16 protein-coding genes are annotated in these 18,929 nt (G+C 39.5%); 8 read left to right on the top strand and 8 right to left on the bottom strand.

The genetic code is table 11. The features are described from left to right. Positions 1-129: 129 nt before the first annotated feature. A complete protein-coding gene (locus A6E04_RS01830) occupies positions 130-1,389 on the bottom strand; it encodes a hydroxymethylglutaryl-CoA reductase (RefSeq protein WP_065609593.1) in 1,260 nt (419 codons plus the stop codon). A gap of 297 nt (positions 1,390-1,686) precedes the next feature. Between A6E04_RS01830 and speA the strand changes: the two genes are divergently transcribed. From speA to A6E04_RS01810, 4 genes are all read left to right on the top strand, one after another. Then, positions 1,687-3,579 carry an arginine decarboxylase gene (speA, locus tag A6E04_RS01825; protein ID WP_370527125.1) on the top strand — a complete coding sequence of 631 codons (1,893 nt, stop codon included), beginning with the start codon at positions 1,687-1,689 and terminating at the stop codon, positions 3,577-3,579. Then, positions 3,579-4,505 carry an agmatinase gene (speB, locus tag A6E04_RS01820; protein ID WP_065609591.1) on the top strand — a complete coding sequence of 309 codons (927 nt, stop codon included), beginning with the start codon at positions 3,579-3,581 and terminating at the stop codon, positions 4,503-4,505. Before speA ends, speB begins: the two co-directional genes overlap by 1 nt. Positions 4,506-4,823: 318 nt before the next feature. After that, positions 4,824-5,339, top strand: coding sequence for a hypothetical protein (locus tag A6E04_RS01815; protein WP_065609589.1), 516 nt, complete (start codon positions 4,824-4,826; stop codon positions 5,337-5,339). After that, the gene (locus tag A6E04_RS01810) at positions 5,332-6,684 is read left to right on the top strand and encodes a hypothetical protein (protein ID WP_065609587.1); all 1,353 of its coding nucleotides are present in this window, start codon (positions 5,332-5,334) and stop codon (positions 6,682-6,684) included. Before A6E04_RS01815 ends, A6E04_RS01810 begins: the two co-directional genes overlap by 8 nt. An 86-nt stretch (positions 6,685-6,770) precedes the next feature. Here the strand turns inward: A6E04_RS01810 and A6E04_RS01805 are convergent, their stop codons facing one another. From A6E04_RS01805 to A6E04_RS21455, 5 genes are all read right to left on the bottom strand, one after another. Beyond that, positions 6,771-7,607, bottom strand: coding sequence for an SDR family NAD(P)-dependent oxidoreductase (locus A6E04_RS01805; RefSeq protein ID WP_017021922.1), 837 nt, complete (start codon positions 7,605-7,607; stop codon positions 6,771-6,773). Between the two features lie 24 nt (positions 7,608-7,631). After that, complete coding sequence (locus A6E04_RS01800; RefSeq protein ID WP_065609585.1) at positions 7,632-8,132, bottom strand: cupin domain-containing protein; 501 nt, start codon at positions 8,130-8,132, stop codon at positions 7,632-7,634. A 103-nt stretch (positions 8,133-8,235) separates the two neighbouring features. Beyond that, complete coding sequence (locus A6E04_RS01795) at positions 8,236-8,901, bottom strand: AbrB/MazE/SpoVT family DNA-binding domain-containing protein (protein WP_017021921.1); 666 nt, start codon at positions 8,899-8,901, stop codon at positions 8,236-8,238. 85 nt (positions 8,902-8,986) lie between these two features. Next, entirely contained in the window at positions 8,987-9,526 is a 540-nt protein-coding gene (locus A6E04_RS21460; RefSeq protein ID WP_244886237.1) for an NAD-dependent epimerase/dehydratase family protein, read from the bottom strand. Beyond that, on the bottom strand, positions 9,523-9,975 hold the full coding sequence (locus tag A6E04_RS21455; protein ID WP_244886236.1) for an NAD-dependent epimerase/dehydratase family protein: 453 nt from the start codon (positions 9,973-9,975) through the stop codon (positions 9,523-9,525). The genes A6E04_RS21460 and A6E04_RS21455 overlap by 4 nt, the downstream gene beginning before the upstream one ends. Before the next feature lie 159 nt (positions 9,976-10,134). Here A6E04_RS21455 and A6E04_RS01785 point away from each other — a divergent pair, with 159 nt between their 5' ends. Continuing rightward, on the top strand, positions 10,135-11,142 hold the full coding sequence (locus tag A6E04_RS01785; protein WP_017021919.1) for a helix-turn-helix transcriptional regulator: 1,008 nt from the start codon (positions 10,135-10,137) through the stop codon (positions 11,140-11,142). 28 nt (positions 11,143-11,170) lie between these two features. Here the strand turns inward: A6E04_RS01785 and A6E04_RS01780 are convergent, their stop codons facing one another. Beyond that, a complete protein-coding gene (locus A6E04_RS01780; RefSeq protein WP_017021918.1) occupies positions 11,171-12,076 on the bottom strand; it encodes a M15 family metallopeptidase in 906 nt (301 codons plus the stop codon). A 325-nt stretch (positions 12,077-12,401) separates the two neighbouring features. On the opposite strand from A6E04_RS01780, the gene A6E04_RS01775 reads away from it, so the two are divergent. Further along, positions 12,402-15,500: a DUF748 domain-containing protein gene (locus tag A6E04_RS01775; protein ID WP_065609583.1), complete on the top strand. Its 3,099-nt coding sequence runs from the start codon at positions 12,402-12,404 to the stop codon at positions 15,498-15,500. A gap of 79 nt (positions 15,501-15,579) precedes the next feature. Here the strand turns inward: A6E04_RS01775 and A6E04_RS01770 are convergent, their stop codons facing one another. Then, positions 15,580-16,632 (bottom strand): aldo/keto reductase, encoded by a 1,053-nt coding sequence (locus tag A6E04_RS01770; protein WP_065609581.1) that lies wholly within the window; start codon positions 16,630-16,632, stop codon positions 15,580-15,582. A 233-nt stretch (positions 16,633-16,865) separates the two neighbouring features. Between A6E04_RS01770 and A6E04_RS01765 the strand changes: the two genes are divergently transcribed. Further along, positions 16,866-17,912, top strand: a complete 1,047-nt coding sequence (locus A6E04_RS01765; protein WP_065609579.1) for an HlyD family secretion protein — start codon at positions 16,866-16,868, stop codon at positions 17,910-17,912. A 15-nt stretch (positions 17,913-17,927) separates the two neighbouring features. Then, positions 17,928-18,908 carry a DUF2955 domain-containing protein gene (locus A6E04_RS01760; RefSeq protein WP_065609577.1) on the top strand — a complete coding sequence of 327 codons (981 nt, stop codon included), beginning with the start codon at positions 17,928-17,930 and terminating at the stop codon, positions 18,906-18,908. Positions 18,909-18,929 lie beyond the last annotated feature (21 nt).

Here is an 18,929-nt window from a genome sequence, read left to right as displayed (position 1 = left end):
GGTTAATCTAAAATGGCAGGCCTGTTTGAAGGAGATAACTCGATTTTATGATCTATTAATCTTTGTTGAGACATAAAAAAAGCACTCATGATGGTGAGTGCCTTTTCCTGAATGGATAGAAAATTATTGCTAGCGAGCCAATTTATGATGCGCTCGTGAGAAATGACCGGCACAGAAAGCACCGACAATAGACAGCTCTCCTGCTAAGCATAGCGTGGCACATACTTCAGCAAGTGCTTGTGATTTGCCTGAGCCATATAAGCCCATTAGTTCTAAACACGCTTTTTGGCTCGGTAATCCCGTTCCACCGCCAACCGTGCCAAGCATTAGATTTGGTAGCGTCACACTCGCGTATAAACCACCATCTCTATCCACTTCTATACGAGTCATCCCCACAGCCGATTCAGCCACGCACGCGGCATCTTGGCCACACGCAATATAGAGCGCCGCAAGTGCATTCGCGTAATGAGCATTAATGCCAATCGTGCCACTGAGCGTTGCTCCAACCGTACTCATTTGAGTAAATTGCATCATTTTTTCTGGTGTAGTGTGCAGGTATTTCTTAACCAGCTCGGCGGGAATATGCACTTCCGCCGTTACTTTTTTACCGCGAACACTGCGGAGAGACTGGCTACTTGCTTTTTTATCTCCTGATAAGTTGCCATCTAAATAGGCATTTTCAGAAGCGATGGGTGAGTTATCTATGATGTAGTTAAAAATCGCATTAGTCGCGATGGTCACCATGTTTTGGCCTGATGCATCTCCGGTTAAAAACTCAAATACCAAATAGACATGATTGCCTTCAATGCTGATATTAATGTCGCTGAGTTTACCGTGCGAGGTAGTGGCTTCAGCCAATTGTTTGAAGGTATCGTATTGAGTAACGGCCCATGCCACAAATTGTCCGGCTTCGGCTAAGTTATAAAAAGCAAAGGCAGGGGTACGAGTGACGCCTTCATTTAATAACATGGCACTGGCTCCGCCACACGCAGTAATGAGTTGTGCCCCGCGGTTATAAGAGGCTACTAAGGCGGCTTCTGTGGTCGCTAATGGAACCAAATAATCGCCTTTGGCAAATAGGCCATTCACACGCAAAGGTCCTGCAAGTCCAACAGGAATTTTTACTGTGCCAATGAAGTGTTCGATGTTTTTTTCATAAACATGTGATTGTGCTTGAGTATGCACATCAAGCAACTCAGCTTGCAACGCAGGATTAGCCAATTTATCCCAACGACGAGTAATGTTTTTATCGGTTAAGTAAGGGCTTGGTGTCAGTTTATTTGTTGGTTTATCAAAGTGAGGATTGAGCATTTGCTCTAATTTATCTGCGGAGATATCCCCCCCTAAGATAGAGACATAATCACGGCGGTGCAGATTCAATTTAGGCATAATTAAGGTATATCACAGCAAATAGAGCGGGTGATTTTACTGAGTAATGCGTCAGAAACAAGAGCTAGATATAAACCGTTACAGTTTGGTGATAAAAAAGGAGATTGTCACAATCAATATTTTTGATTATCACCATAAATATTCCTAATTGGACTCGTTGTAAATTATATAAGTTAATGCGCATGGACATGGTTGTAGGCTTACGATCACTGTCAGGTTTTATCTCGCTTCCAACGAGGTATTTTCTGTTGATGGCCCTATTGTGTGAGGTCTCTAGATTTGGAACATTCGGTTAATTTGGAACGCATCCGTGCTGAGTATAATGTAAAGCATTGGAGCCAAGGTTTTTATGGTATTGATGATAATGGCGAAGTATATGTTTCGCCTCGTAGTGATACTGATCATCAAGTCCCATTAAGTCATATTGTGAATCAATTAGAGCAAAGAAATATTGGATTGCCTGCTTTGGTTCGTTTTCCTCAAATCGTACATCAGCGTGTGCATAGTATTTGTAATGCATTTAACCAAGCGATTGATGAATATCAGTATGAAAACCATTATTTATTAGTTTATCCAATCAAGGTTAATCAACAAAAGGAAGTCGTTGATGAGATCTTGGCAAGCCAAGCGCAATTAGAACAGAAACAATTAGGCTTAGAAGCGGGCAGTAAGCCTGAGTTATTAGCCGTATTGGCCCTAGCGCAAAAAGCAAGTTCAGTGATTGTATGTAACGGTTATAAAGACCGTGAGTACGTACGTCTGGCGCTTATCGGTGAAAAACTGGGTCACAGTGTTTTCATCGTATTAGAAAAATTATCAGAATTAGATTTGGTGTTATCTGAAGCAAAAGCATTAGGAGTAACACCAAGATTAGGTTTGCGTATCCGTCTTGCATCGCAAGGTGCGGGTAAATGGCAAGCAAGTGGTGGAGAAAAGTCTAAATTTGGTTTATCTGCGTCTCAAGTATTAACGGTGATTGATCGTTTAAAAGCAGAAGGCCAGTTAGATATTCTAGAGCTGGTGCATTTCCACTTAGGCTCACAAATGGCGAACATTCGCGATGTGCGTAATGGCGTAAGTGAAGCGGCACGATTCTACTGTGAATTACGTGATATTGGAGCAGAGCTAAAATACCTTGATGTTGGCGGCGGTTTGGCGGTCGATTACGATGGTACTCGTAGTCAATCATCGAACTCAATGAACTACGGGTTGACAGAATACGCGCGTAATATCGTGACCACCATTGGTGATATTTGTCAGTTATATTCACAACCAATGCCAGTGATCATTTCTGAATCAGGTCGTTCGTTGACCGCTCATCACGCGGTGTTAATTACCAATGTGATCGGCACAGAAAGCTACACACCAGAAGCGATTGAAGCCCCTCATTGTGATGCACCGTTATTGTTGCACAACATGTGGCGTAATTTAGAACAGCTTGAAAATGGCAGTGATGATCGCGCTTTAATTGAGATCTATAACGACACACAATGCGATGTCTCTGAAGCGCATAATCAATTTGCAACGGGGATGATTAACCTTCAACACCGTGCATGGGCAGAGCAAGTTTCATTACGTATTAACTACGAGTTAAGCGTAAAAATGAGCACAAAGAACCGCTACCATCGCCCAATTTTAGATGAATTGAGTGAGCGTTTAGCTGATAAGTTCTTTGTTAACTTTTCTCTATTCCAATCGTTGCCTGATGCATGGGGTATTGACCAAGTTTTCCCTGTATTGCCATTGAGTGGCCTTGATAATGCAGATGAACATCGTGCCGTCGTACTCGATATTACCTGTGATTCTGATGGTATTATTGATCAATACGTTGATGGTCAAGGCATTGAAACAACCTTGCCAGTACCGGCATGGAACCCTGATGAACCATACTTAATGGGCTTCTTCTTAGTGGGCGCATACCAAGAGATCTTGGGAGATATGCATAACCTCTTTGGTGATACGCACAGTGTGGTTGTGAATGTTGATGAAAACGGTGAAGCCAATATTGATTACATCAATGAAGGTGACACCGTCGAAGACATGATGCGTTATGTGCATATCGATGTGGATTTGATCCGTCAAAACTACAAAGACATGGTCACTGCTAAAGTAGCAAAAGAAGAACAACAAAGCGTGCTTGAAGAATTAGAGCAAGGCTTGATGGGTTACACCTATTTGGAAGATTTTTAATGAACGATTTATTTACCAAAACAGATTATTCATTGTACTCAAACGCGATGACGTTTATGCGTCGTCCATTAGTACAAAACCCAATTGATAATGATGCGGATATTGTTGTATTAGGTGCGCCATTAGACATGGCAACATCGGGTCGTCCGGGTGCGCGTTTAGGGCCCGATGCCATTCGTCGTGCTTCAGTTAATTTGGCGTGGGAAGGCAAAAAATTCCCGTGGGACTTTAACGTCTTTGATTATACTAAAGTGATTGATGCCGGTGATTTAGTATTTGATACTGGCGATGCAGAAGATTTTACTGTGCGCTTAGAAGCGGCCGCAGATGCGATCCTCAATAGTGGTAAAACATTACTAGGTTTAGGGGGCGACCACTTCATCACGCTTCCATTACTTCGTTCTTATGCTAAAAAGTACGGTGAGATGGCATTGATCCATTTTGATGCGCATACTGATACTTACAGTCACGGCAGCCGTTATGATCACGGTACTATGTTTTATCATGCGCCAAATGAAGGGTTAATCTCGCCTGAGCATTCAGTACAAATTGGTATCCGTACTGAGTATAAACAAGAAGGCCACGGCTTTAATGTTATCAACGCAATGCAAGCAAATGACATGAGTACAGAGGCAATTATCGAACAAGTGAAAGGCATTGTGGGTGATAAGCCAGTGTACCTAACGTTTGATATCGATTGTCTTGATCCTGCGTTTGCTCCAGGGACGGGTACGCCTGTGTGTGGTGGCTTAAACTCGGATAAGATTTTAAAAATTATCCGTGGTTTAAAAGGCATTAACATGGTCGGAATGGACGTTGTTGAAGTCTCTCCTGCGTACGATCAAAGTGATATTACGGCATTAGCGGGTGCAACCATTGCACTTGAATTACTGTACGTGTGGACTGCGAACCGTATTGGGAAATAAGTATTATCATTGAATAATAAAGACACACATATAAGCATTGAAATGACGGTGTAATATATTAATTGAAATGCTTGAATGATTGTTGCTAACAATTTCAAATCCGATATTAAGTGATTAATATCGGATTTTTTATGTTGTTATAAAAAATTTTCGTAATAGAATCCGTCATCTTCTTTCTGCTTTTTTCTCTTCGTAAATTTCAAATGATTTACTGCAATTATGTGATTATTTTTTGAAATTAAGTTTTGATATGCCTTGGTTTATAGATACATAGCTATGAGACCATTATTTATTCAGCCTTATTAACGGATAAATAAAATGAACAAAATCACAGTACTTATTCTTCTATCTCTTGCTCTTGTTGGTTGCAATGACAGTGATGATGAACTCTCTCCTAAAGATAGAATTGCAGGATTAGAAGTGACGGGTGAACTACCAACGTTAGATCGAAGCGATGACATTGCAGGGCCAGATATTAATAATAATGGCATTAGGGATGACATAGAAAAGTACATTGAAATTACTTACCAAGAACCGAAGCAACGTACGGCAGCAATGCAAACAGCTAAGGCAATACAAATGGGTATGGTTGTTGATATTGCGGATAAAGATGCGATACGAAGAGCTCATGTTGCAATAGGAGAAGCCATTAATTGCACATTTATTCATTTCACTGATTTTGGAGGAGCGACTAGGAATAACCCTAGTATTATGTTTGATGAAATTGAAGCGATGACTAAAAATACAAAAAAAAGATTATTAACTTCTTTAGCTGTTGATAAAGCCTCTGACGGAATGGTAATTAGTTTGCCCGACGGTGCTTGTGATGAATAATATGAATCGTTTACTTCTTATTTTTGTACTTTTAACTTATCCATTTAATTTTGTTCAAGCAGGAATAAGTATAAAAAAGTGTGAAGCTCAAGGTGTTGTATTTGTTTTTTTTAATGGTGTGTTAACGACAAGTGACCAAGCTCAACAAGCTCTTGGATATTTTAAGCAAATTCATGGTGAAGAGAGCGAAGATGGCGAGCCTATTAAATATGAACTTGTATATAATTACTCCAATGGATTTGAAGATTTTGTAGAAACATTTGAGCAAAGATTACGAGAGCAAGAAGGGCTTTTAGCTGAGCGATATGAATTATTTTTTGAGTCACTTCATGGTGGTGGTGATTGGTGGAACATCATTATTGCGACCGTTCCATCAGCGATTGAGCTTAGAGATGAACTGACTGATTTTGCTCAAGCGGCAGCTGTTGAAATTCTAACAAAATTTATGGAAAACCCTCCTACATTAGAAAATTATTCAGAACAACAAACGCGAATTGACACATGGATTACCGAGGGTAAAAAACTGCTTTTTGTCGCACACTCTCAAGGTAATTTGTTTGTCAATGTGGCGTATGACTATGCTTTAACTCAAAATACGCGAGAGGAAGCGGTAAAGGTTGTTCATATCGCACCTGCATCTCCTACTTTGAGAGGGGAGTATGTGCTGGCCGATCTAGATTTAGTGATCAATGGTCTTCGCATTGTTGGTACTGTTCCCGATATTACAGAGCTAATTCCCTCGTATTTATTTCGTCCCGCAGGGCTTAATGGTGAAAAAGACTTTTTAGGGCATGGATTGTTAGAGATATACATGAATCCAAATTTACAGATTTCAACGACTGTTAAGGATTACATTGATGATGGATTGAATTCATTAGAGCCACCGTCAGTGGAGGCTTCTACTGGATTATTTACAGCAACGTTAATATGGAGTGGATTAGGGGATGTGGATTTATCGATCCTAGAACCGCTTCCTCTAGGTCCTTGGGATCTTGTTAATTTTGAATACCCTATTGGTGAATCTGGTTATCTTGATACAAATAATACAACAGGGTATGGGCCTGAGCGTTATCTCGTTTCATGTGATCCAAATATAATTCAAACAGGTCTTTATGTCGTTTATTTTTCTAATTACAAACATACAGAAGGAGAAACCGCAACGGTACAAATATCGTCTTGGGATAAAGGAGTATTAGGAAGCAAGGATTTTATATTAGAAGATAATCGATGGATTCCAGGCGACTCTGGTTTGGTTAAAACGTTTTTTGTTTACGTAACAAAAAATAAAGACAATGATGAATATAAAATTCGGTTAGTTGATGACCCTTATCCGGCGAATGAATAGAGTAAAAAGTAAGAGACGTTTGAAAAATATACAATGTAAATAATCAATCAATAATGGCCACATTATGTGGCCATTATTGATGTTTTTTATTGCAAACGAGCCAATTTCTTTTCTCCTTTTTTCGCTAAATATTTATAAACAGGTAGCATTAAGTTTGGAAAAAGAGAAAGTAAGCGAACTTGTATTTCTCTCTTACGTGGTAACGCGACTTCAATTGGTTTTTTCTGCCAGACGGTCGTTAAAATAGTATCACCGACCTCTTCAACCGTTAATGGTTTGTCTCCAGAGAATACAAATCGAGAGTGCTTACCGTAACCCACTTGCTTATCCATCATTGGTGTTGCGATTAAATCAGGGCACACGCAAGACACATTAATGGGGGAGTTAGTAAAATATAAATCCATAGCCAGTCCATTACTGAAGCTACGAGCGGCGGCTTTTGAGGTGCTATAAGCGACGACGCCGGGGACCGGTAATATCCCTGCAAACGAAGCGATATTAATAATATGGCCTTGTTGATGCTTTGTGAAATGAGGCAGAAAAACGCTGCAACCATTAATCATGCCCATGACGTTGATATCGAGGTGCCTTTTAAACTGCGTTACGGTGTTTTCAAATGCGTCCCCCGGTTGGATAAAGCCAGCAATATTTAAGAGGTGTGAGAAAACTTTGTTTCCTTGTCTGTTTTCGTTAGGCGCATGCCTTTCTAACAGTTGCTCCCACTCTGCAAGTACCGTTATGTCTAATGTTTCTAAAATAAGATTATGGCTTATCCAGTTATCTTCTTTACTGGCTGTTTGTAATGCTTCTTTATTAATGTCGGTCGCTATTATTTGATGCCCTTGATTCAATAATTTTCCAGTGAGGTATCGACCAAGACCACTGGCACTTCCGGTAATGCATATCCAAGGTTTATTATTCACGTTTACCTACCTTAAATTGAGGATTTAATGCGAGTCTTCTGCGGCTGAATATGAGGAAAAAAATTCGATATAAGGCGTAGGATCAAAGGTGGCAATATCAGCCATGCTTTTTCCTTCTAATTGCTTAAATAGAGAGACTCCAATGCGTATGACCGAGCCATCAGGATAACAATTGTCGAGTAGGTGACCATGAATGCTATCCGTATCAAACACCAATAGCATCTCAGTGCCCTCTGTCGATGTGGCTTGATGTAAATTGCCTACAGGTTCAACGGCGACATCACCGACATTAAATTTGCCTTCATCGTATTCCCAAGATCCAGAAATGGTATAAGCCACGGCTTGGCAAAAATGATAGTGACGAGGGGCAGAGCTGTTTTGGGAAAACTTAACTTTGGCAACGACGCGTCCAATGTTTTCTTCCACTCGCAGAACTTTGACATAAATACCATCACTGCCCGGTAAAAGAAGAGGCAGCCATTCAAGATTATCGGTGACAACGGGTGAAATATTTTCTGTAGACATGATAAATTCCTTCTAATCGTTTATTTGTAAAAATACGCAGATGAATGCGTAATAACGAATTCATACTTTGTATCGTATTTTCAGGGAGGTGGTTACTTTATGATTAACGTTCATTGCGGTTGAATTGTTTTGTGATGCTTCTTGCTTCTGATGGAGGGCAATCAATTAAAAGTTGTCCCCAAAAATGATCGTCAAACATGCCATTGAGATAAAGGTATCGGCAAGCTTTAACCAATTTCATTTTGGTCCATCCAAGTTTGTCTATTTTAATAAACTGATGCTCTAAGTGGTGCAGTGAGGGGATTCGTTGATCGTTCAAATCGACTTCATCAAAATATTGAATTAAAAAGTCCACTTGTTCTTTGGATACATAGAAACAGGGAGTATAAAATTGATGATGAAATTCAATAGTGGCATCATCAATGTCATGGAGAAACGGGTACACTCTTTCTTGCCAAGCGTATAAATAGGAATCACTGTATTTATTCTTATAGATAAATTCTTCTTTATTATTTGCGAGTATGTATTGCTCTAATTGATATAAACGTTCTTCTCTAAAAATAGAATCTCGTTGCATTGTAAACATTTCGTTTAAATTATTACGATCTTGCTCTGATTCTCGAAGAGGGTATATTGGTTTTATCACTAAATAGTTATCAATAATTTCAATGTCTATTTTGTCATCCAAATCAAGACCTATTTGATCTAAGATTTGAGGTGGGAATACGATTCCTTTTGATTTCCCTATTTTCTTTATAATAGAATTCATGTTATTTCCTAAATGACATTTAATTATTGACTAAAATGACCGAATATTAAATGAGTGATAAATAAATTGTATGTGTGTTATCTATCTATTTCTGTTTTGAAAAATGGGCTTTTAATTCATTCATTGCCTGATCAAAAGTAATGAATGGAGAGTAATCGAGTTCTTTTTGTGCTTTTTTTATTGAAAACTCATTGGCTCCTCCCATTAAACGAAAAGATTGACGAGTTATTAAAGGGCGCGTTTTCTGTTGAGTAATATGACCGATAAATTCTAAGGTAGGGGCAAGAATTCGAGCTAAGGGCAGTGGAATATTTTTGGGTGGTGGCACATCAGCAACGAGTGCAAGACGAGTCATGTATTCTTTCCATGTAACTCCAAAGCCATCTGCCGCAAGATAAATATCACCGTTGGTATGTGTTGAATTCGCGACGGCAATAAGAATAGAAATGAGATTGTTAACATGAACTAACCCAGCATCCCATTCTCCAGAGCCTATCATGCAAGGTTTGTTGTTACGCATCATATCCAATAACGTATTTACCCAAGGGCCGCTTCCCACTCCAAAGACATTGGCAGGACGAATGATGGAGGCTTTTAATCCTTTTTTAACCCCGTTTTTAGTCACTCGTTCTTGTTCTGCTTACAGAATTCATAAGGAGAACTTGGGGTGCCAAGCAGACTTTGTTCATCGAGTTTGCCTTTCGCTAATTGGCTAGCATAGGCACAAACGCTCGTTGTGACGATAAAGTGAGATTGCCATAATAAGGCTAATTCAATGGCTTGTTCTGTACCATTTACCGTTACGTCAATGTGATCTTGCTGTGCTCCCCAATCACCGACAACAGCGGCTAAATGGAAAATAACATCACAAGGTTGTAGGTTGTTTTTCATGCGTAATAAGTGTCTTACGTCACCGGTAACAATATTGACCTTGTTATTCCATAGGCTTGGTATGGCTTCACCTTCCATCATTAGGGCCGTGATAGTGACGTTATTTTTAAGCAATCGCTCAACTAAATGTCGACCGATAAAGCCTCCTGCTCCGGTTATAAATGCTGACGAAAAATGATTCATGTATTTTTCCTTAGTGTTTATATACGTTCTTATTTAGCTATCACTTATTTGGTGTTGGTCTTTACTTTTCGTTCAATAATGTTATTGATATGTAACAAAGTAAGTTTGACTTTTTACGAAGCATTTTTGATGAAATACGAAACTAACGAGGGAAGGTGTATGTTTTTAGTTCGAAGTGGTGCTTTAGATGGCTATGAAAAATTAGTACAGCGCCTCGGTAGAAACCCTATTCATATCATGTCAGAAGTGGGATTAAGTACTGCGTTATTACGAGATCCAAATATGTATCTCTCTTATTCAAAAGTGTCAGAATTATTAGAAATCACCGCGTCACATTGTGATGAACCTTTATTTGGTTTGTTGTTATCTGAAGCGCAAAGTAATTTAACGATTGGTGATCTTGGGTTAACGGCGACTCAGCAATTAACTATTTTTGATGCCATTGTTCATATTACAAAGTACCTCTATCTTCATGCGGATGGAATTAATATAAATACAATAAGATCCGGTCTTAAAGCCACGGTTATTATTGATTTTTCTTTTGATGGAATAAGAGGGAATAATCAACTTACCCAATTAAGTGTAGGGTTAATTTATAATAATTTACGTTATTTAACGGGGAATCATGAATCAAATTTCTATTTATCTTTAAAGCAGATTAAACCCGAGATTCAACATGAGAACATGTTAGGGCATTTTAAGGAGGGCATTCAGTTTTCTGCGGTGCATGACGCGGTCACTTTTTCTTCTGAATGGCTAGATAAATCGCCTCATTTTGAACAATATCAAATACGTGAATGTCTTCAAAAAAATATCCAAGAATTAAAAAAACACTACCCATCAGATCTTAGATATCAAGTGAGTATGGTGATCAAAAGCTTGCTGTCTTCGTCAGAATGTTCGCTTGAATTAGTCGCTAATGCATTAAATATTCATCCGAGAAGTTTACAAAATCAGCTCAAATCTGAATCATTAACTTACGGAGGAATATTGCAATCAATACGGAAAGAAATCGCTATTGAGCAGCTGTGTGATCCAAGCTGCTCCATCACTGAATTAGCGTTGAGTTTGGGTTACGCGGAAGTGTCTATTTTCTCGCGTAACTTCAAACAATGGTTTGGGGTATCACCAAAGGAATATAAATCTAACGCAGTAAATAAAAAGTAATCTTTGATCTCTCTTTATGGCTTTACCATTAACCAAAGCAGCGAGCCTGAGAGGCTTTTGCTGTCTTATTTATTGCTTGCATTACGGCATTAGGGTTCGCTTTATAGAGACGATTTAAAGAACTGGTTGTGTTCAATTCAGTTTTTAAATACGCGCTGTAATCTAAGAAAGTATCCATCTGTTCTGAGCCATAATTTTGTTGGCATGAACTTACCCAACCTACGTAGTTTTTGAAGAATGTGGATGCGTCTTTTTCTGGCATGTCGGTCATGAGATAAGCCATGTCACGACTGGTCTGAAAATGCTGAAAATCAATCGGAGTATCCCAATATCCGCCCCAGTACACAAAGCCATTATTGGTGAAAGTGGCAATGGCCGATTCTGCTAATCCACGTTGTTCTTTTTTGCCCAAACGATTCAGCATTCGATTCGCATATTCATGGCCTTTTAGTGGTTTGAATGTTGCGGTGCCCCAAGAGGTAAATTCCACAAATGGGTTTTGTAATGGGTTGATGTCAACGGCAACGCCATAAGCATGCAATGAAAGAGAAGACTTGCCAGCAATAGGGCGATAGTTAAAAGCTGATGTGTTGTTTGCATCCATTGATTTATTATCATCACCGCCAAATTGCTCAATGGGTTGTGCTTGAGCAATAGGAAAGCCTTTCTTATATAACTCGTTAAAAATGCGATCAACATAAGGGGCCACGGCATCAAGCACCACCACTTTTCCTGTTGCTGTTTTTCCTTCAAAATTATAATGAGTGAAGGTCACATTGCGTAAACGGTCACATTGCACTGGGGCTTTTGGTGCCATGACATTGTTACTTATCATGGCTTGGCACTGTGATGAAGAGAGTGGAGAGACGCTTGCAAAAGCAGAGGCAGAGCAAAGCCCTAGTATTAGTGAGCTAATCAGGTGTGTTTTATTCATGAATGATCCTAGCAACGTTTTTAGTTTTTGATTATGGAATGACTATGACACGGTTTACTTTTTGATTCTAGTGAGAAGAAAGTGCTCATAATTTGCACATAAATCGTTGTGATTCTTGTTCCAAAGTAAATATAGTTGGATTTTAAGAGTGAATGCAGTGAGAGTGGTGGACAACGTAAAATACTAACGATAAAATTTTTAAAATTTGTTTCTTGTCACTTTTGGCAAAAGCAAGAATTACAGAATTTAGTTAGTGATCGCTTATGTAAGAAATAATCCGTATTCAGATTATTTTCGATAATAGACGTGGGAGTAGTTAGTCATAATGTCGAACAAATTTAAATTAGCGGTTGATAAATTTCGCTCTTTGCATGGTGCTGTCCGTTGGAGCACTTATTTTCTTACTGCGTATTTATTCTATGCCGCGATGTTAGGTTTGCTTGTTCCTTATATTGCAAAGCAACAAATCCCAGAACAACTTTCCGCATTAATAGAGCGTCCAGTTACGCTCACTGACATTACGTTTAACCCTTTTACTCTACAACTGGCTGTTCAAGGCTTTGCGATTCTTGAAGATACAACGCCTTTTATTAGTCTAGAACACGCCAGCGTTCGTCTTAATTTTTGGCAATCTGTTTTCAATGCGGCCATCTTTGTTGAGCACATCACCATTAATAAACCATTTGTGGATATTGAACGACTCAATAACCCTGATGAGCTTGTGTTTAACTTCAGCGATATTCTAACCACTATAGCGAAAAAAACGGCATCAGATCCTATCGTTGAAGAGCCAACCGATGAGGTTATTGATCGTCATGCGCTGTTGTTTCCTGTTCTAATAAAACACACTCGTATTACTCAGGCTAATGTCCAATTTTTGGATGGTGTTTCTGGTGCGAAGTTAGAATACCCAAGCATTAATCTGGAAGTAGGGGCTTTTTCAACGCAAGGCTTGCTAACGGATGCTGTGCCTACAAACCATTATCAACTTCATATGATGGACGCTGATTCAGGAACCGTTGATGTGCAAGGCCAAGTTCAATTAACACCATTAGAAGTGGTGGGGAATCTTGATATTAAACAGATTCAATTGCCACGCTTATGGGGATTTATCGCTAAAGACATGGTGGCAAAATTGACGTCGGGTAAGGTGAGTTTGGCGTCAAATTATCATGTAGTTCAAACCATCGGTGAAACCGAGAATGACGATGTAATGGCCATCACGACAGACCGCGGGATGTTCTCACTTAATGATCTTAATTTTGATGCTGATGATAAATCGATTCTGTCATTGCCAGTCTTTTCAGTCAATGACATTAAAACGGATGTAAACCAACAGACGATTGATATTGCCTCTATTACTTCAAACGATCTTAATGTTGCCGTAAACGTAAATAAGAAAGGCGTCGATTTAGTTCACTTATTTACACCAAAATCATTCTCTCAAGAATCAACTAAATCGCCAGAAAAAACAGAGGTTAAATCGCCTAAAGAGAGTGCTGTAGTCAATAGTGACAACGACGGTGTAACGGCGGAGTCGAAAGAGAAACCAACGCCTTGGTTGGTGACGCTCAATGGTATTGAGATTAAAAATTACCAATTAAACGCAGAAGAAAGTGTGGTGACAGGAAAGCCAACGAAATGGCAGTTGTCACCTATCAACCTGGCCACAAGCCAAATTGTGAGTGATTTATCTAAGCCGATAGGGTTTGATTTATCTACTTCTGTGAATGGAAAGGGGGAGATTAATGTCTCTGGAACCGCAGATCCTAAACTGCAATCTGTGTTGGCAGATATTGATGTTAGTGCATTAAACTTAGCTCAATTTCAGCCTTATTTGGCAACGGCAGTCAATGCCACGTTAACCAACGGTGAGCTAAACACTCAAGCTAAACTGAATGCAGATGCGACAGGCAAAGCGATCGTAAAAGGAGGCATTCAAATAAAACGATTGTCTATCCGAGATAATCACCGTCGCAAACCTTTTTTGAAGTGGCGTTCATTGGCGGTTAATACGTTTACGTTTGACTTACAAAAATCAAAATTGGCTATCGATACGTTAAGTTTAAGCCAACCTTATGCCCGTGTTGTGATTAATGAAGATCGAAGTACGAACATCGGTGATTTAATACGTACACCGTCGACATCTAAAAAAGCGAAAACAAAATCATCGTCAAAAGGAAAGAAAGACAAACCATTTGCACTTAGCGTAAGAAAGATTGCGTTTAATAATGGTTCGGCGTTCTTTGCGGATAATTCATTAACGCCTAATTTTTCCTCTGGTATCGAACAGCTTAAAGGCAACATTGGTCATGTATCGAGTGTTCCAGGAACCAAAGCAACGGTTGATATCAGCGGGAACATTGAAAAATACGCCCCTGTAAAAGTGAAAGGGGAAATTAACCCATTACTAAAAGAACCGTATTTGAATTTGGATGTGGTCTTTAAAAGTGTGGAGTTAACCACGGTTAATCCATATTCTGGCACGTATGCGGGGCATTACATTGATAAAGGTCAGTTAACGTTAGCGCTTAATTACCACTTAGAAAACAATCAATTAAAAGGTTCTAATCATGTCATTATTGATCAACTTCAATTAGGTCAAGCCAGTGACAGTGATACGGCAACATCATTGCCATTAGAGCTAGCGATCGCTTTATTGCAAGATAATGATGGTGTGATTGATTTGGGTGTTGAGGTATCTGGTGATGTGAATGATCCAGAGTTTAGCTTAGGTGCGGTTATCTGGAGCACGATTTCAAATATCATAACAAAAGCAGTAACGGCGCCATTTACGTTTATTGCGGGTTTAGCCGGATCGGATGAAGAATTGAATGTGATTGCGTTCGATTTTGGTGTGAATACATTAACGCCTGAAGAGCAAGAAAAGCTGCAAACACTCGGTACGGCATTAGAAACGCGCCCTAAATTAAAATTGACGGTTGATGGTGCAGTGAATGCCCCTGAAGACAGTAAAGCGCTCGCTCTTGCACAATTTAATGAAAAACTGGCAGAGACAGCTCAAATCACAGAAGATAAATTACCAGCGAATTTAAGCGCAAGTACAATGCCAACATCCGGCGTTTTATCCGATGCATTAAAGACCCTGTATGAAAAAGAATCAGGAAAAGATGCCGATGATGTGGAAGATAAAATTGAACAAGATCAGGAAAATAAAGGCGTTGAGTTAACAGATGAAGAGTTAGCGAAACGCTGGCATATAGCGTTGTATAATTTGGCGCTTAATAAGCAAGAAGTAGCGAAAGGCGAATTAGGTCAACTGGCTCAACAACGCGCACAAGCGGTGAAAGCATACTTAGTTGACGTCGTTAACATTGATGCGTCTCGTGTGTTCTTATTGGACAGTCGATTTGATATTGAACAAGACACAAGCAGTGTATTATTAACGTTAGAAGCGAAGTAACTGCTTACTTAATTGTTTAAATACGTTCTCGTCAAAATGGCGCATCATGAAAATGATGCGCCATTTTTGTTGTTCGTAACTAGAATGGCATTGGATACTTTCTAAAGATGGCATTAACGTCGGTTAATACATCCTCATTTAATGGTTTAGAAAAAGCGTCAATGTCTTCTTTTAATTGCTCTAGCGATGTGGCACCAATAATGGTAGAAGTCACTCCATCAATTTGGTCACACCATGCTAATGCAAGCTGACAAGGTGTGTAACCGTGTTTTTTTGCAACCTCAATATAAGCTTTGACCGCTTCGTTTGCTGCTGGAGTATCACGGAATATTCCGTTACGTTGTGAATACGTCCAACGGCTTCCTTCTGGCATTTTACCATCCAGATATTTGCCACTTAACATGCCACCCGCTAATGGGGACCAAGGCAGATAAGCGACGTTTTCGTGAAGACAATTCTCAACCAAATACGGCCAATCTTTTGCGTGCAATAAGCTGAATTCGTTTTGGATAGACACCATGCGTGGCAAATCGTATTTAGCACTCAGTTTAAGGTAAGTGTTAATGCCCCAAGGCGTGTCGTCAGACAATCCGATGTGACGGATCTTACCTGCTTTTACGCATACATCTAAAGCTTGGAGGATCTCAAGCATGCCCGCTTCTTCTTTCTTCGCATCAAAATCACTGAATTTGAATTGATTCGGAAACTGCTTACCAAAATGGGGAGAGGTACGGTTAGGCCAATGCAGTTGGTATAGATCGATATAATCGGTTTGTAAACGCGCAAGTGACGCATCGACAGCGGCAATAATAGCTTCACCTGTGATAGGCCCTGCATTGCGAACCCAAGGTAAACCGGGGCCTGCAATTTTTGTTGCCAGCACAACCTCTTTACGGCGCTCTGGATTGGCAGCAAACCAATGACCAATGATGGTTTCTGTTTTTCCGTACGTATCTGGAGAAGGCGGAACCGCATACATTTCAGCGGTATCGATGAAGTTGATTCCTTGGCTAAGCGCGTATTCGATCTGTTGATTCGCGTCTTCTTGAGAATTTTGTTGTCCCCAAGTCATGCTACCAAGGCAGATGCGAGAAACAGACACATTGCTGCTACCGAGTGTTGTATATTCCATTGAGCGGGTTCCTTAATCTATTTTATTATTATCTTATCGTACTTAGATCGTTTTTTGTGTTTTTGTTTTTGGGCGTGACAGAAAATAAATCTCATAATTATGGTTATTTAATGCGCTTTCCTTAATAATAATTCCATAAATGGAAGTGTTAATTGCAGTTCTTGTTATTGTTCCTAGCACCATAATTGATAATATCAGCGCATAAAATAAGATGACAAAAGAGACAAAAAACAATGAAAGGCAATGTGTACAAATACGCGATTAATTCAGTGCTAGCGATAACGGTAGGCTTTTCTGCATTCTTAATCTTATCGGATAATGTATCCCCTTTTACGACACAAGCCACCGTTCATAAACCGATTGCGAATATAGCACCGGAAGTATCAGGAAAAATTGCGGCGGTATACATTACAAATGGAGATCATATTCGCGCAGGCTCACTCTTATTTTCGATTGATAAAACAAAATATCAACTCGCCGTTGAAAAAGCAGAATCTCAATTACAACAAGCCCTTGAATCGAATCATTCAAAAGAGCAATTATTAGTGTCATCTAAGCTGACTCTTGTGCAAAGACAGTTAGAATTGATTGATGCGAAAAAAGATTACCATCGTTATCTTACGCTAGATAAAAAAGGGTTAACCAATAAGAAAGCCATTGATGATGCCAAAGTCGCGCTTGATTTAGCGATTAATAATATTGAGATAGCAAAGAGTAATATTGAGCAGATTAACATTGAGCTTAATCATGGCGATAATGCTGCGATGAAAATTGCTCGTGATAATGTGTCTTCTGCACGTTTAGATCTAAGTAATACTGAGATTAGATCAACTATTGATGGCGTAGTGACAAACTTGCAGTTGCAAAAAGGCAGCTACATTAATATGGGTACACCATCATTATTTGTTGTGAATGATAAGGCGGAGTGGGTAAGTGCGGATTTTAATGAAAAAGGTGTCAGTCATTTAAAAAAGGGTAACGCAACTTATGTCGTTTTTGATGCATTACCCGGTCATGTTTTCGACGGAAAAATCATAAGTAAAGACAGTGCGATTTTTGATATATACAACCCAACAAATCAGTTAGCAAGTGTAGAAAATGACGATCGTTGGATCCGAAACCAACAAAAAATAAGAACTCGAATTGCAGTCGATAACATGAATAACGATCTGATCAGTGGGTCAAGAGCAACAGTAATGGTTGCTAATGGAAATCCTATCATTGATGCGGTAGGGATAGCGTGGATGCATTTTGTTTCATTGTTCCGATACGTTTACTAATAGGCGGGTTGTGTAATGAATGACAGCAAACTTAATGAAACACTGCGAATCACGTTAACTGTTACGATTTGTATGCTGGCCGGTAAGTTGATGGGGTTAAATTCGCCTGTTTATTTGGCGTTATACCCTGTTATCGTCATGACAAAAGGGAAGGATTATTCATTTAAAGGACTGGTAAAGATGTTTGCTCCGGTTCTGTGTGCAGCCTCGTTAGCATTGGTGGTTTGCGAGGTTTTTTCGAGTCACCCATTTATCATTTGGACGATCAGTTTATTGTTCTTTGATTACATGAGAAAAAGAGCAAACACGCCACCCAAGTTAGGGGCGATGTTAATGCCTACTTTCAACTGGATATTGGTAGTTATCTTTTCAATGCACACTGATGCCTCAATGCCGACACGAATTCATGAAATCTTTATTTCTATGGCGATCACGATAATTGTCGCAAAGACAATTGTGTCTTTATTTCCTATCGTTAGCAGTGGCAAACCACCTGTTTTTGAACCGCATGAGGTCACTTACCAACATCGATTTGTATCAACGGCGCTCATTGGCAGTGGGGTTGGTTTTTTAATGATCGTTGATCTTATCTCGGCAACGTTTTGTTTAGTGCCGGTTATTGCCGCGGCTTCTCAATTTACGCGTGAGAAATTTTTAGCGACGGTAAAACTGCGGTTTATAACGCAAGTAGGAGGCTGTGCTTTAGCGGCAATATTCACGATAGTCTTAGTTGAACATCAATCCGTTATTGGTTTTTATGGTCTTGTTTTAGCGATGGTTATCTATGTGATTGCCAAAGCAATGGTCAATGAAGTGGGCATCAAACGTGACATTCATGGCGACGCATTACTCGCGACGATGCTGCCTATCCAACTCTATATCACGAGCATAAACGATGGATTAGAAAGAACATTTTTGCGTGGTTGGGAGCTTACCGTTACGTTGTTTATTTTGTTTGCGTTATACCAACTAACAGAGAGGGTTCAACGCAAATGAGCGTAGAACCCAATGATAAGA

The organism is Aliivibrio logei, assembly GCF_001691055.1.
GTDB classification, from domain to species: domain Bacteria; phylum Pseudomonadota; class Gammaproteobacteria; order Enterobacterales; family Vibrionaceae; genus Aliivibrio; species Aliivibrio salmonicida.
This window is presented reverse-complemented; position numbering and strand designations above follow the sequence as displayed.